The 14527-nt window shown below is 61.9% G+C and carries 14 protein-coding genes and 3 pseudogenes; 3 read left to right on the forward strand and 14 right to left on the reverse strand.

What is annotated here, in order from left to right:
* The 8 genes and pseudogenes from ASG55_RS24890 to ASG55_RS24920 all read right to left on the reverse strand — a co-directional run.
* A pseudogene (locus ASG55_RS24890) lies at positions 1-802 on the reverse strand (toxin VasX); the annotation flags it as partial.
* Complete coding sequence (locus ASG55_RS24895; RefSeq protein ID WP_056791345.1) at positions 792-1457, reverse strand: hypothetical protein; 666 nt, start codon at positions 1455-1457, stop codon at positions 792-794. The pseudogene ASG55_RS24890 and the gene ASG55_RS24895, both read right to left, overlap by 11 nt.
* A 179-nt stretch (positions 1458-1636) precedes the next feature.
* Positions 1637-1998: pseudogene (locus ASG55_RS27555) on the reverse strand (toxin VasX); the annotation flags it as partial.
* Positions 1995-2861 (reverse strand): DUF4123 domain-containing protein, encoded by an 867-nt coding sequence (locus tag ASG55_RS24905; RefSeq protein WP_056791351.1) that lies wholly within the window; start codon positions 2859-2861, stop codon positions 1995-1997. The pseudogene ASG55_RS27555 and the gene ASG55_RS24905, both read right to left, overlap by 4 nt.
* The gene (gene tssI, locus ASG55_RS24910; protein ID WP_056791354.1) at positions 2858-4861 is read right to left on the reverse strand and encodes a type VI secretion system tip protein TssI/VgrG; all 2004 of its coding nucleotides are present in this window, start codon (positions 4859-4861) and stop codon (positions 2858-2860) included. The genes ASG55_RS24905 and tssI overlap by 4 nt, the downstream gene beginning before the upstream one ends.
* A gap of 270 nt (positions 4862-5131) precedes the next feature.
* On the reverse strand, positions 5132-6088 hold the full coding sequence (locus ASG55_RS24915) for a quinone oxidoreductase family protein (protein ID WP_056791356.1): 957 nt from the start codon (positions 6086-6088) through the stop codon (positions 5132-5134).
* 31 nt (positions 6089-6119) lie between these two features.
* Positions 6120-6293: a DUF1427 family protein gene (locus ASG55_RS26645; RefSeq protein WP_081932387.1), complete on the reverse strand. Its 174-nt coding sequence runs from the start codon at positions 6291-6293 to the stop codon at positions 6120-6122.
* 211 nt (positions 6294-6504) lie between these two features.
* A complete protein-coding gene (locus ASG55_RS24920) occupies positions 6505-7281 on the reverse strand; it encodes an AraC family transcriptional regulator (RefSeq protein ID WP_056791359.1) in 777 nt (258 codons plus the stop codon).
* Positions 7282-7418: 137 nt separating this feature from the next.
* Between ASG55_RS24920 and ASG55_RS24925 the strand changes: the two genes are divergently transcribed.
* Together ASG55_RS24925 and ASG55_RS24930 are read left to right on the forward strand one after the other, a co-directional pair.
* Positions 7419-7646, forward strand: a complete 228-nt coding sequence (locus ASG55_RS24925) for a DUF6555 family protein (RefSeq protein ID WP_016775403.1) — start codon at positions 7419-7421, stop codon at positions 7644-7646.
* A 49-nt stretch (positions 7647-7695) separates the two neighbouring features.
* Positions 7696-7968, forward strand: a complete 273-nt coding sequence (locus tag ASG55_RS24930) for a hypothetical protein (protein ID WP_056791362.1) — start codon at positions 7696-7698, stop codon at positions 7966-7968.
* 22 nt (positions 7969-7990) lie between these two features.
* Here the strand turns inward: ASG55_RS24930 and ASG55_RS26650 are convergent, their stop codons facing one another.
* From ASG55_RS26650 to ASG55_RS24940, 3 genes are all read right to left on the reverse strand, one after another.
* A complete protein-coding gene (locus tag ASG55_RS26650; RefSeq protein ID WP_016775405.1) occupies positions 7991-8158 on the reverse strand; it encodes a metallothionein in 168 nt (55 codons plus the stop codon).
* A 646-nt stretch (positions 8159-8804) separates the two neighbouring features.
* Positions 8805-9257, reverse strand: a complete 453-nt coding sequence (locus ASG55_RS24935) for a DMT family transporter (protein ID WP_056791365.1) — start codon at positions 9255-9257, stop codon at positions 8805-8807.
* Between the two features lie 3 nt (positions 9258-9260).
* Entirely contained in the window at positions 9261-9746 is a 486-nt protein-coding gene (locus ASG55_RS24940; RefSeq protein ID WP_056791368.1) for a DMT family transporter, read from the reverse strand.
* Positions 9747-9859: 113 nt separating this feature from the next.
* Between ASG55_RS24940 and ASG55_RS24945 the strand changes: the two genes are divergently transcribed.
* Positions 9860-10795: a LysR family transcriptional regulator gene (locus tag ASG55_RS24945; protein WP_056791371.1), complete on the forward strand. Its 936-nt coding sequence runs from the start codon at positions 9860-9862 to the stop codon at positions 10793-10795.
* A gap of 201 nt (positions 10796-10996) precedes the next feature.
* On the opposite strand, the gene ASG55_RS27765 is transcribed toward ASG55_RS24945, so the two are convergent.
* From ASG55_RS27765 to ASG55_RS24955, 3 genes and pseudogenes are all read right to left on the reverse strand, one after another.
* Positions 10997-11818, reverse strand: a complete 822-nt coding sequence (locus tag ASG55_RS27765) for a methyl-accepting chemotaxis protein (protein ID WP_370695145.1) — start codon at positions 11816-11818, stop codon at positions 10997-10999.
* Between the two features lie 36 nt (positions 11819-11854).
* Positions 11855-12679: pseudogene (locus ASG55_RS27770) on the reverse strand (cache domain-containing protein); the annotation flags it as partial.
* A gap of 202 nt (positions 12680-12881) precedes the next feature.
* Positions 12882-14198: a Na+/H+ antiporter family protein gene (locus ASG55_RS24955; protein ID WP_056791374.1), complete on the reverse strand. Its 1317-nt coding sequence runs from the start codon at positions 14196-14198 to the stop codon at positions 12882-12884.
* Between the last annotated feature and the right edge of the window lie 329 nt (positions 14199-14527).

Below are 14527 nucleotides of genomic sequence, written 5' to 3' on the forward strand. Positions count from 1 at the left end.
AGATGGCTACTGAAGCGTCCGACGAAACCATCATTCTGCTGGGGTTCGGTGGTGACATCGCCATGCCGGCGTTGAACAGCGTTGAATATTGCCCGGCCTGTTCGGTCTGCATGCGCAGCGGCAAGGTGTAGAACAGCGGGCGGGTCAGTTGCGGGTGTTGTTCGAGGTAATCGAGCATTTGCTCGTTGGCCGCGTCGCTGCGGCCGATGTCCTTGAGGCAGGCGTATTCGCTGGCGAAAGCCTGATCGATCTGCGCCGGCAGTTGCCCGTCGAAATACCACGCCGAGCGATGGAAACGCCCGGCGCACAGCAGTTGCGCGCGATCGGCGGTGATGCGTTCGAGCAGGCGATTCCAGCGTCCGAGGTTGTCGCGATGACTGTTCAGCACCTCGTCCATGGCCGGGCGGTCGATCAGGTCGTTGATGCCGCGTTTGCCGCTGAGCAATGGGCCGTCGAGCACGTCTTTCATGCGCCGGCTCTGATCTTTGCCGAGGTCAACCAGTGTGCTCAGGTGACGCTCGACGAAGTCGGCCGGGGCGACTTCAACAAAATATTCGCGGGTATAAAAGCGTCGGTCCGCCTCGGCGGTGACGCGAGCGTGCGCGGTGAAATCCGGGGCAACGCCGTCGAAGCGGTTCAGCGCCAGTGACTCGTCCAATGCCTTTTCGCGAAGCTGTTGCAACTCAGGCGTGGCTTCGACTGCAACTGGCTCGACCTCACCACCCTTGTTCAAATAGTCGAGCAGCGCCTGCCGGGTATTTTCCCGATCCGGTTCGGGCAATTGCTCCAGTTCAGCAAACAATGCCTGGGCGCGCGGATCGTCGCTGGCCTTGGCCGGCCAAAGTGTCGAAGTCCTGAGATCCGAGCTGGCTCAGCGACTCGATGTAACTGGCCAGCAGATAGTCGCGCTCGTTGTTGTCGGTGTTGCTCCACTGCTCGATCCAGCCGACCACCAGGTCCTGATAATCAGCCAGATCGCGCATCACGCCGAGGTCGTCGTTGACCAGCAGAAACAGCGTGTCGTCCTGATATGGTCCGCGCACCCGCCCGAGAAATTCGCCGATATGCGCCTCGCGAAAACGTCGCGGGTTTTCCCACAGATAGGGTTCGCGTTCGTGCTCCGGCGCATCGCTGACCTGCAACGCCGGCATCCGCGTGGCGTCCGCCTCGGCCAGCGGTTTCGCTGTGCAGGCCACTTCCGCCAGCCACTGTTTCGCCTGAGCCACGGTGAGCAAATGCTCGCCGCCGATCAGACAATGCACCGGGCCGAGATCGACGGCCTGCATGAAGTGCTCGCGTTCCTCCGCGCTGTCCAGCACCTGTCGGCATTTCGCCGCGCTCAACTGCACATCGGCGAAGGTCACGTAAAGGGTGCTTTTGCGCGAAAAGATCAACGCCGGACGTTCTTCGATGGCGCTGCGCTGATCCTCGCTGACGCTTTTGCCGCGATGCAGCAATGCGCTGATGACATCAGCTCGCGCTGAGTGCCACGGTTTTCGGTGAGCAAGCGTTCGTTGTCACGGGGACTTGGTTTCCTCCAGATATAACCGGTATGTATCGGTAGCGAATGGTATTTGCCCTACACCTGAGCAGCCCCGTAAAGACAAACTGGCCGCTGTTCCACGTGGTGGTGATNCTTTTGCGCGAAAAGATCAACGCCGGACGTTCTTCGATGGCGCTGCGCTGATCCTCGCTGACGCTTTTGCCGCGATGCAGCAATGCGCTGATGACACCGTCGAGCACGCGATATTCGTACAGCTCACCGTTGAGACTGTCGACGATGTACAGCCAACCGTCGCGCAGGCGGCGGATGCCCATGGGGCGCGTGGTCAGGGTGTACGGCAGCGTGAGTTCGGTGCTGGGGTCGAAGGGTTTTTCCACCAGGCCGTAAGCGAGGGGTAGCAGTTGCACGTGGGTGTTGCGCAAGGGGCAGGCGGCTGGCGCACCAATGGGCGCTTTCGAGGCGGCTAACGCATCGAGGATGGCGGGGTGATTCATGATTGATGTCTCTCAGAGGCCCATCGAAAGGCCATTGCAGCGGCAATCGCAACGCGCTCGCCGGGGGATTGCAGCGAAGGTGTGTGCATCAGCTGATGGATCTGCGGGTGCCGACTGCACGCTGCATCGTCCAGCCATGCCACCACGTTGGCGTACAGCAGAATCTCGGACGGGCTGCTCAAGGCAAGCTCGCTGGCATGGGCGTGGATGCGTTCCAACAATTGCCAGCGTTCAACTGCCGTGTCCCCGACATGAAAGTCAGGAAAGTGCTTGAGCAGGTGGGTATCGATGTCGAGCAACACCCGCCGCCGATCCACCCGATCCAGCGCGGCATCCTGCTCCGCACTCAACCGATACGGCGCCACCAGCGCCCCACCCTGCCCGTGCCGAGGTCGCTGACAGTGCCAGACTCCCCGCGCGCCATCCGCCGTGACCACGCACCCCAGCGGCCCGAACAGACTCGCATCGCCGCTGGCAAACAGCGCCTGCGCTACGGCGGCATCCGCCAGGCGCAACAACACCGGCGAGCCGACCGGCAACTCGATGATCAGCAACTGGCGCAAGTGCGCGACAATTTCATGCGCCGGCGCGGCGCTGAACAACAGCACGCCCCATTCCTGTTGGGCGTGCTGGCGATAAAACCGCGCCACCGGATCGTCAGCGTCAGCGAGCGCCACCAGCAGCGGCGAGACGTCACGCAGGGCCGAAAACGGTGGCTGGTCGTACAGCGCAAAAGCGTTGGCGGCGGGGTCGAGCCTTCGCAGTTGCGCCGGCAAATCCGCGATCGTCGCACCGTCGAGCAGCACAAACGCCTGCTGCTCAGCCCACGGCAAACCTTCAGGCCAATCCGTCAAAAGGCTCATGCCTGGGCCGCCTCGCAAATCAGGCAACGCGAGGTCCGCGTGGTCAGCAGCGCATGCCGTTGCTGCACGGCATCGAACGTCGCCTTGAGCAACGGCGCGGCCCCCGGCAGCAAGGGTTCCGCTGGCAGACACACCGTCGGCGCCCCGCCCTGCACCACCGGCACACTGCTGAAAATGCCGGCGGCGCCGACCGTCAGCCAATGCCCGCCAGCAGCCAGAGTGATCTGCAGGCCGCTGTTGAAAACCACCTGCTCGCCCGCGCCGAAATGCAGCTGCTGCGCGGCACTGACGCGCTGGCTGGCGACCCGCACATGCTGCTCGCCCTGCACCCACAGATGATCGTCCTGCTTGAGTTCAGTCAGGCGATTGCCGTGGGTCAGGTGATGTTCCTCGTCGCGCAACTCAAGGCTGGAGACGCCGCCAATCACTTGGCTGTGCAGGTTGTCGATCTGCACACGCAAGTCGTTGAGCACGTGCTGCACCAAGTCGCGCTGCGCCCTGATGGAGATTTCTTCCGCGCCTTGCCGGTCCTCGATGCGCAGTTCGTTGTAACCACCGCCACCGGGACTGCTCTGGCTGCGCCAGATGCTACGCGTCTGTTGCGCCGGCAGGTCCAGTGGCACCGGGGTTTCGGCGTTGGGCAGGCAGGCGAGCACATGCGGTTTGTCCGGATCGCCATCGGTGAAGCCCACCAGCACTTCCATACCGACGCGAGGAATCTGCACGCTGCCGTAGCGGTCATGCGCCCAGGCAGTGGCCACGCGCAGCCAGCAACTTGACTGTTCATCACGCTGGCCGTCGCGATCCCAGAGCATTTGCACTTTCACGCGGCCGTAGGCATCGCTGTAGATTTCTTCGCCGGGCGGGCCGGTCACCACCGCCAACTGACTGCCACTGACGCGCGGTTTGACATGCCTGAGCTGCGGGCGAAACACCACGTCCCACGGCGTCGCGACGAAATGGTTGCGATAGCCCTGACTGAAACCATCAGCGTCGACCTGCTCGGTGAACGCTTCTTCGAGCACTTGCGGCTGTTTGCCGATGTGCTCGACCTCGGTCAGCAACCATAAATCGTTGCAGTCGGCGCGCGAGTAATCCGCCATGGTCATGAAACTGCCGCCGCGCATCAGCGCCTGATTGCTACGTCCGTTAGCCAGACGATAGTCGGCACCATGGCGCTCCAGCGCACACTGGCTGAGGTGCTTGCCGCGCTCGCGATGGGTGAACTGCCCGGGAAACTCATAATCTTCCAGCAGCGGAACCCGCGCTGCACTGACCTTGGCGTCCAACTGCACTGCGGGCTTTTCGAAGTGATAGTCGCGGCGCTCGACGAGGTTGGAGCGTGGCTCCAGGCGCACAGTGAACTGGTCGATAACCGGCGCATCGGCAACCAGGCCGTTGCCCTGCACATAGCGCGTCGTCACGTCGTGTTTGAGGAACGCCGTTTGATCGTCGCCGAACACCAACAGGTGCGCCTCACGGCGGTGGCGGAAGTGAAAGTGCAGACCCTCCTCTTCGCACAGCCTCTGGATGAAGTGCAGATCGGATTCCTGGTATTGCACGCAATACACCCGCGCCGGGTACTCGGCGCTGAGCTGAAAATGCCAGGCATCGGCCTGCATGCCGTGATCGCTCAACACATTGGCGATGATCTGCGGCACGCTCAGGTTCTGGAAAATCCGCTGATTGCGCCGATGCGCGAGGTAGGCAAGATGCGGCGCCAGGGTGACCTGGTAACGGCTCAGCCGAACACCGCAATCACCCTGGCCGACCCGATAGACCAGCCCGTGCATGCCGCTACCGTCGGCACCGAAACAGAGAAAGGCCGGCCGATGCAGCAAGCCTTCCAGATCCACATCGGGCCGCTCGCTGACCAGCTCGAGATCCAGTTCATAGGTCTGGTTGAGCACTTCCCGGGTGCGAAAGCCGAACACTTGAAGATCGTGGGCAACGCCTTCTATCTCGAGAGTGAAAACAACGGGCCTGCCAGCGATGCGCATCCACCTGTCCCTGTGTCTGATTGAAAGACGGGACTGTGCAACGGTGCACTGCAATGGGTGAAGTCAGACCTTTCCCTGTTTTGCCGGCCTGCGAGCGAAAAGGACGTGGCCCACAGAGAAGCGGCCGGGATCCTACGGAAATGATCCCGAATCCTATGCCTTTCCCCTGTGGGAGCGAGCCTGCTCGCGAAAACGGTGTGTCAGTCGCCGACGGTTTAACTGATCTACCGTCATCGCGAGCAGGCTCGCTCCCACAGGGATTTGCGTGAGTCAGGGCAGCAAGATGATCTTGTCGCCACCACCTTGATTGACCTCAGCATAGCGCGCCGGCCCTTCAGACAGCGGCACCTCCACCAAGCCCTGCGGCAGCGGCAAGCGATCCTCATCGAAGAAGCGCCCGAACTGCTCGAGCATCGCCGCGCACGCCTCAACGCCGTACAACAACGAGTTGATCCCGACCACCGAACCGCCCTTGCGATACAGCGCCAGCGCCGGCAATTGCACGTGGCCGTCGACCGGTGCGGCGATGATGGCGATGCGACCGAAGGTCGCCAGTGCCGCCACCGAAGCGGGCAGCCAGAAGCCGGTGGTGTCGAAGATCACATCGGCGCCACCGCGATACACCGCGTTGACCTGCGCACCCAGCTCTTCAGGCTTATCCAGTTGAATCGTCTGATAGCCCTGCTGCTGCAGATCGGCTACCTGCTCGGGCCGGCGCGCCGCCGCCAGCAATTGCGCGCCGCGCACTTTTGCCAGGGCCAAAGCCGCAGTTGCCACTGCCCCGCCGCCGATCACCAGCAAGCGCGTGTCGGCGCTGACCAGGCTGCGTTCCAGCGCATCCCACGCCGTGGTGTACGGCACGCCAACGCTGGCCGCCTGAGCAAAACTCAAATGCGCCGGTTTGTGCGACACGCCACGGGCCGACAATTTGACGAATTGCGCATGGGCGCCGTCGGCGAAGAAGCCCAGCTCGCGGCCGGTACCCCAGACTTCCTGACCGATCAGTGCTTGCGGCCCCTCGACCACCACCCCGGCAAAATCCCGCCCCGGAACCCGTGGCAGCGTGGTGTAAGGGAAACGCCCGAGGACGTTTTTCACATCGCTGGGGTTGAGGCCGGCAGCCTTGATCTGCACCAGCACTTCATCGGCGCCGGGCACCGGGGTCGGAACGTCGACGAAACGCAGGGAAGACAGGTCGCCGGTCTGATCGAATTGCAACGCTTTCATGGGCACATCCACCGAAAGGAAAAAGGGAAATTCAGGACACCCAGCCAGCGACCAGTTGCCGGCCCAGCGGCCACAACTGCTCACCGGCCAACATGCCAAGCAGACCGACCAGCGCGATGGCCGGTGGGGCGGGAGAACGGAAATCGAGCGCGCCGTAGAGCAGGCCGACGCCCAGGCCGATGGCCAGAGAAATGAGGTAGTTCATGAAAGGAACTCCGCCGCGATAAGTGATGGGCAGAGTCTAGGGAAACGGGCGGAGCGGTATCGGCCAAGGACTTCTGAATTTCGGACAAACCTTCTGCAGCCGCCATAGAACCGTGTGGGAGCGAGCCTGCTCGCGAATGCGGTCTTCCAGTCAGCACTTCATTGCCTGGTGCAAAGCTTTCGCGAGCAGGCTCGCTCCCACATGGATCTGTTCAAGTTGCCGAGAATTGCGAAGGCGCCACCCCCAGCTCCCGGCGAAACATGTCGCTGAAACTGCTCGGTGAATAACCCAGTTCGCGAGCAATGACGCTCACCGCCACGCCTTGAATCAACGCCGCCACCGCCGTCGCCAACTGCACCTGCCGCCGCCATTCGGCGAAGCCCATGCCGAGGCTGTCCTTGAACAAGCGCGCCAGGGTACGCACGCTGGCCCCGGCGTTCTGCGCATGCTGCTCGAACGGGATCTCCAGCGACGGCGCGGCCATCACCGCCTGACACAGATTCATCAGACGCCGGTCGGACTCGTCCGGCAGTGGAATCTTCAACTGCGAACGCCTGGCCCGGCGCAGTTCCAGCAATGCCAGCCCGACCAGTGCATCGTAATACTCAGCCTCGCCGTCATCGCCCTGCGCCACCAGTCCGACGATCAACTCGCGCAGCAGACCACCGACTTCGATCACCTGCACCGTCGCATCCAGCGTCGCCGCCAGCGCCGGGCGCAGGTAGATATTGCGCATCTGCAAATCCGACACCACCCGAATCCCGTGCGGCACCCCCGGCGGCAACCACACCGCCCGCTGCGGCGGCACCACCAGCGCTTCGTGCGGGGTTTCGACCCACATCACCCCGCTCATCGCATACAGCAACTGCCCCCAGACATGCTCGTGCGGCTCGATGAACAAACCACGCGGATAGGTCCGCGCCAGCGGTTGCACGGGCACATCGGTGTCGGTCAGATCAGGGGGCGCGGCGAGGGCCATGGCGAGCATTCACAGGGGGTTGGCGAAGCCGCCATGGTAACCAGCACGCCGCGCACTCGCCAACGATAGATACCGTCGGACAATCCGAATGAATTTTCCCGGCACAGCGCGATCCGTTTAATACCACAGGGAGGAATTCGGGCTTTATGAACAACGCAAAACTTTACGTCATCGACTACACACTGCATGGCACCCCCAAGTCGTTCATTATCCGCTCGGACAAAATGGACAACGCCGAAGCCTGGCATTGGGCAAGCTGCGACGCGGGCGTGGGTCGCATCCCGCGCTTCGGCCGCGAGAAAGTGCAAAAGACCAGCAAACCGATGGCAGAAAAATTCGGCCTGGAAAACGTCACCTGGCGCCAGACCAACTGACCCCACCGCCTCCACCGCAGGCTTGGCAATCGACAGGGGGAATCGACCGATGACCGACACTTATCACACGGCCCGACTGGACTACGGCCTGACCACCTTCTTCGGCCAGATCACCAAAACGGTGAATTGCGCAGTCGCACTGGAAACGGTCGCGGATGACCCTTACCGCTTCACCTTGTGCGTCCAGGCACCGGTACCGGAAGACCTCCACCAAGCCAAGGTTGTGGTGGTCAAGGTCGAAGGGCGAACACTGCAAGGCACGGTGAGGCACTTTGAACGACAGGAAGACGACAGTCTGAAAATGGAAGTGGAGCCTGATTAGGCTCCACTTTTTTTTGCCGCGCTTATTTCGGATGAGCGCAACCGCAGCCCTTCATCGCACATTCTTCACCGTGTTTGTGGTGATGAGCGCAAGCCTCGCAGCAATAGTGTTTACCGTGTACAGCGTAGGAATGTTCGCCTTCTTTGATCGTGCAGTTGCAGCCCGGGCAGTCGCATTTTTTATCGGACATGGGACAGACTCCTTGCGTAGTGGTTGTCTGAGGCTTGAGTGGTAAGCCGTAAGGGACAGTGTAGAAGGTGGTGTTGCAGGCTGACCAACTGTTGAGAGATTGGGCGACGCAGAGATGGCTTTCGCGAGCAGGCTCGCTCCCACCAGAACGACATCGCGCTGCACAGACCTGCACATGACATCAAAAGCCCCTCACCCTAGCCCTCTCCCAAAGGGAGAGGGGACTGATTGGGGAGTGCTTCAAAAGTACACCGACCTGATCGTGCGTCACCGAATCCATAATCGATAAGGTCTTTCAGTTCGCTGTATAACGCGAAACAACTCGGTCGGCTCCCTCTCCCTCGGGAGAGGGCTGGGGTGAGGGGCGAATCCCGGCACAAAACCAAAGCCAGACACCACCCGCTCCTAACCACTCAACACAATGAGCGCAAGCTCGAGTACCGCCCTTGATCTTGCCGTGCCGGCCCCATCGGCAGGCTGAGTGGAGGGATCGGTCCCGGAGCGAAGGAACCCCGAGCCCCAGCGAGCGGGCCGAACGCCGGGGCCAAGCCTTTTGGTTACTTTTTGGCGTCTGAAAAAGTGACCCGCTGTAAGAGCGGAACCGTAATCAGCAACAACCGCAGCAACGGATATGTACTCAAATCCAATCACTCAGAACGCAAACTGCTCCGATACATAAACACCAAAGCCACCGCCAGACACACCATCGCCAACATCCGACTCGCAGACAAGCCGATCGCCGGATTCCCCAACCAGCCGAAATTGTCGATCAACATCCCCATCCCCAACTGCCCGACAATCACCGCCACCGTCGCCACAGCCGTCCCGACCACCGGCACCGCGCCAACCATCACCATCATGTACACCACACCAAACAGCGCCCCGGTCAACTGCCACTTCGGCACCTCAAGCAGACTCACCGCCTGCGCCGGCTCGAAAAACAGAATCAACAACCCGGTCACCACCGCGCCCACCGCAAAGGTCAGCAGACTGCTACGCAGCACCCCCACCGTTTCACCCAAACGCCCATTGATCGCGGCCTGCACACTCAACACCGCACCGGCCAATACCACCACCACCAACAAAATCACCAGACCCATCACTCACCCCCGCGCAATCAGAACCAAAGCCACCACAATCAAGCCCAACGCCAGCCAGCGCTCGCCGTTGACCTTCTTGCGCGTCGCGCCGAACCAGCCGAAATGGTCGATCAGCACACTCTTGCCGACCTGACCGGACAAAATCGCGATCATCGTCATGGCAATGCCGATATGCGGCGTCGCCAGCGTCAACACCACCACGTAGATCGGCCCGAGAAAACCGCCGATCAACTGCCAGCGCGGCAACTGGGTCAGCGCCGGACCTTTCTGTGGGCCGGCGAACAGCAAGAGCAAAAACAGAATTGCCGAACCCACGCCGAAGATGCTCAACGTCGCCCACAAATGCCCGACCTGCTCACCCAGCGGCCCGAGCAAACCAGCCTCGACCGACAAGCCCATACCAGCGAGAATCACCAGCGGCAGCACCAGCAGACGCAACACCGATCTTTTCACCGGTGCAGCAACCACCCCTTCATCCAACGTCTGCATACATAACCTTCCACACTCAAAAACAATGGCGCGGATTATCGGCTGGCGCCGCTGTGCGATAAATGGGAGCATCCGGACAACACTTTTGCGCAACACGCACAGCGAGACACGGCATGCACGGGCTCAACGAACTCGGATTCAAAGCGTTAAGGCTGTTTGTGGCGGTCCTCGACCACGGCAGTTTTTCCGAAGTCGCCCGCCGCGAAGGGGTCGCGCCCTCCTCGATTTCGCGGCAGATCCAGTTGATGGAACAGGCGCTGAACCAGCAATTGCTCTACCGCCACACCCGCGCCGTCACGCCGACCGAAGCCGGGCGCACGCTCGGCCACCATGCGCGGTTGCTGCTGGTGCAACTGGAAGAAGCCGAGCAGGCGTTGCAGGAACAGCAAAGCGAACCCACCGGACTGGTGCGCATCAACGCCCCGGTGGTGTTCGGCCAACGCCATCTGACGCCCTGGCTGGGCGAGCTCTGCGCGCGCTATCCGAAGCTGCAACTGGATATCCAGCAAACCGACCATTACGTCGACCCGCTACAGGAAGGCGCCGACCTGCTGTTTCGCATCGGCGCGCTGCACGATTCGAGCATGCAGGCACGCATTGTGGCGCCGCACCGTTTTCAGGTCGCCGCCAGCCCGGCCTACCTCAAACGCCACGGCACGCCGCAGCACCCGAACGAACTCGCGCAACATCAGTGCCTGGCCTATAAAGGCGCGGCCGGTCAGCAGCGTTGGTTTTTCCGCCGCGACGGCGAGGACTGGACGCCATACACGGTCAGAGGCCCGATCACCGGCAACCACGCCGACACCCTGACCCAGGCCGCTCAGCAAGGCCTCGGGCTGGTGATGTTTCCGTCGTGGCTGATTGGCGAAGCGGTGCGCGAGGGCACGCTGGTGCCGGTGCTGAGGGAGTATCAGGTGTCGAACAGCCTGGAACCGCAGCAGATCGCGGTGCTGTGGCCGGGGAGCCGACGGTTGTCGGTGAAGGTGAGGACGGTGATTGATTTTTTTGTCGAGTGCTTTGGCGAGATTCCCTATTGGGACAGAGCCTGAAGATCAAGAGCCCCCTCACCCTAGCCCTCTCCCTGAGGGAGAGGGAACCGACCGAGGTGTCCCACCTACTGCATCGACCTGAAAAACCGCGTCGATTATGGATTCAAAGCAGGACTTTCAGGTCGGCGTAATCCCGCAATATTCCCCAATCGGTTCCCTCTCCCTCTGGGAGAGGGCTAGGGTGAGGGGCTTTTCAGGCCATCAGATACGGAACTGCCCGACCAGCTTGCCCAACCGCTGCCCCAGCTCCGCCAGACTGCGCGACGTTTGCGCGCCCAGTTGCGTTTCATCGGCGACGCTGTCCACCGCCACGGCAATCTGATGCACGCTGCGGTTGATCTCTTCGGCCACCGCCGTCTGCTCTTCCGCTGCGCTGGCGATCTGCGCGTTCATCGAGTTGATCGTCGCGATCAACTGCGCCATGGCGTCCAGCGATGCGCCAGCCTGATTGGCTTGCTGCGAAGTGCCGTCGCCGGCCTCGCTGGAACGGCGCATCGCTTCGACCGCCTGCTGCGTGCCGGCCTGCAAGCGGTCGATCATGCCCTGGATTTCCTGGGTGCTGATCTGCGTGCGGCTGGCCAGCGCGCGTACTTCGTCCGCAACCACCGCAAACCCGCGCCCGGCCTCACCGGCGCGCGCCGCTTCGATCGCGGCGTTGAGCGCCAGCAGGTTGGTCTGCTCGGCAATCGAACGGATCACCCCAAGCACGCCGACGATCGAACTGACGTCCTGCTGCAGGCTGTCCAGCGACACGCCGCTGTTGCGGATGTCGTCGACCAGCGCATGAATCTGTTTGATGCTGCCCGCGACCACGCGCTTGGCGCTCTGGCCTTCTTCGTCGGTCTGCTGAGCGGCGACGGCAGCGTTTTGCGCGCTCTTCGCCACTTCCTGAGCGGCGGCGGACATTTCGTTGATCGCCGTGGCGACCTGATCGGTTTCGTGGCGCTGACGCTCCATGGCCTGATCGGAACGCTGCGCCTGTTCCGAGACCTGGGTGACCAGACCGGTCAGTTGCGTGGTCATCTCGGTGATCTGCCGCACCAAGCCGTGGATCTTGTCGACGAAACGATTGAACGAGCCGGCCAGTTCGCCGAGTTCGTCCTGACTGGTGATGTTCAGGCGCCGGGTCAGGTCGCCCTCGCCCGCCGCGATGTCGTCGAGGTTGGCTTTCATCAGGGTCAGCGGGCGCAGAATGGTGTTGGCCAGCAGCATGCCCGCCGCCGCGATCACCAACAGCACCAGCACCGCAACGCCGACGATGCTCAGCACCACGCCTTGCACGCGCTCCTGCACTTGCGCCTCGACCTGCGCCACTTGCGCTTCGATGCCGTCGAGGTTGACCGAGGTGCCGACCGCCATGTCCCACTTCGGCAGGTATTCGGTGTAGCCGAGTTTCGGCACCAGCACCTTGGCGTTACCCGGCAGCGGTGAGCTGTATTGCAGATAGTGGGTGCCGTCCTTGGCCACTTTGACCAGGCCGAGGTTGACGTAGACGCCGTTCGGATCGCGGTTGTCCTTGAAGCTTTTGCCCACACCATCGGGATCGTTGGCCTTGAACAGGCGCACGGTCTCGGAGTCGTAGCCGAAGAAGTAGCCGTCCTTGCCGTAGCGGATGCCCGAGAGCAATTTGATCGCTTGCGCCCGCGCCGCGTCATCGCCCGGTGCGGCGGCGTCGTACAGCGGTTTGATCGTGGTCATGGCCACGGCGACGTAACTTTGCAGGGTGGCCTTGGCGTCGCTGAGCAGCCGCTCGCGGGTCTGTTCGACCTCCTTGCGCGCCTGTTCCTGGAGGATGAACAGCGTGGTCACGCTGATGACCAGCGCAAAGAGCAGCACCGGCAGAACGGCAAGGGACAGGACTTTAGCCTTGAGACTCAGGCGCATCGGGGGACTCACTCTTTTGATTTTGTTGGCGTGGTTAAAGGCTTTAACGGCACGCCGGGGCAAAAGTTGAGTCTTGAAACATCGCCGCCCCCCCTGTGGGAGCGAGCCTGCTCGCGAAAGCGTTGGCTCAGCAACCTGTGTGTCGACTGACACGACGCCTTCGCGAGCAGGCTCGCTCCCACATGGGGCAATTGTGGATTTTTTAGAGAACCATCGCCGCCACCCAGCCAAACACCAGCAGCGGCAGGTTGTAGTGCAGGAAGGTCGGTACGACGGTATCCCAGATGTGGTGATGCTGGCCGTCGATGTTCAGGCCCGAGGTCGGGCCGAGGGTCGAGTCCGAGGCCGGCGAACCGGCATCGCCCAGCGCACCGGCAGTGCCAACGATGCAGACGATGGCGATCGGGCTGAAGCCCAGTTGCACGCACAACGGCACGAAGATCGCTGCGAGAATCGGCACGGTGGAAAACGACGAACCGATGCCCATGGTCACCAGCAAGCCCACCAGCAGCATCAACAAAGCCCCGACGCCTTTGCTGTGATTGATCCAGGCCGCCGACGATTCGACCAGCGTCTGCACCTGCCCGGTGGCCTTCATCACTTCGGCAAAGCCTGAGGCGGCGATCATGATGAAGCCGATCATCGCCATCATTTTCATGCCTTCGGTGAACAGGTCATCGGTCTCGCGCCATTTGACGATGCCCGACACCGAGAAAATCAGGAACCCGACCAGAGCGCCGATAATCATCGAGTCCAGCAGCAACTGCACCACGAATGCCGAAGCAATGGCCACACCGGCGATCATCAGGCTCAGCGGGTTGTAGTGCACCGCCGTCTGCTCGACCTGTTCGATTTTGGCCAGGTCATAAACGCGCTTCTTGCGGTAGCTGATGAACGCGATCGCCAGTCCGAAAACCATGCCCAGCGCCGGAATGCCCATGGCGTGGGTGACATTGATGCCGCTGATGTCGACGCCGCTGCGGGCGACGTTGGCCAGCAGGATTTCGTTGAGGAAGATGTTGCCGAAACCCACCGGCAGAAACATGTACGGGGTGATCAGGCCAAAGGTCATGACGCAGGCGATCAGACGGCGATCGAGTTGCAGCTTGGTCAGTACATATAGAAGTGGTGGCACCAGCAGCGGAATGAAGGCGATGTGGATCGGCAGGATGTTCTGCGAGGCAATCGCCACCACCCACAGCAGGCCGATCAGCAGCCATTTGACGTTACCGCCGCCGGTTGCGTGCTGCCGATCCACCATCGCCAAAGCCTTGTCGGCCAGCGCATGGGCCAGGCCGGATTTGGCAATCGCCACGGCGAACGCGCCGAGCAAGGCGTACGACAACGCCACGGTCGCGCCACCGCCCAGCCCGCTGTTGAACGCCTTGAGTGTTGCGTCGATGCCCAGACCGCCGGTCAGGCCACCGACCAGCGCCCCGACGATCAGCGCGATCACCACATGCACGCGCGACAGGCTGAGGATCAGCATGACGCCGACGGCTGCTATGACTGCATTCATTTCACTACCTCAAAAAACACTGCGGGTGAAAACACACCGCCAGACAGGATGAGTCCGCCCGGGGTTGGCCGGCGGATTTGTACAGAGGGTCTTGTTAGAGGGCGCGCACTGTGCCGCAGAGTGGCGGCGCTGTCAAAGCCCTGTGGCGAGGGGATTTATCCCCGTTGGGTGGCGAAGCCGCCCCCGGCAAACTTTAAATCAACCCTGTACGCAGGTGTCACGACTGCTTCGCAGCCGAACGGGGATAAATCCCCTCGCCACAGGACTACAGGACTACCGGACCACAGGACCACAGGATCACAGGATCACAGGACTACAGGACTACAGGA

It is taken from the genome of Pseudomonas sp. Leaf434 (assembly GCF_001425545.1).
Taxonomy (GTDB): Bacteria; Pseudomonadota; Gammaproteobacteria; order Pseudomonadales; family Pseudomonadaceae; genus Aquipseudomonas; species Aquipseudomonas siliginis.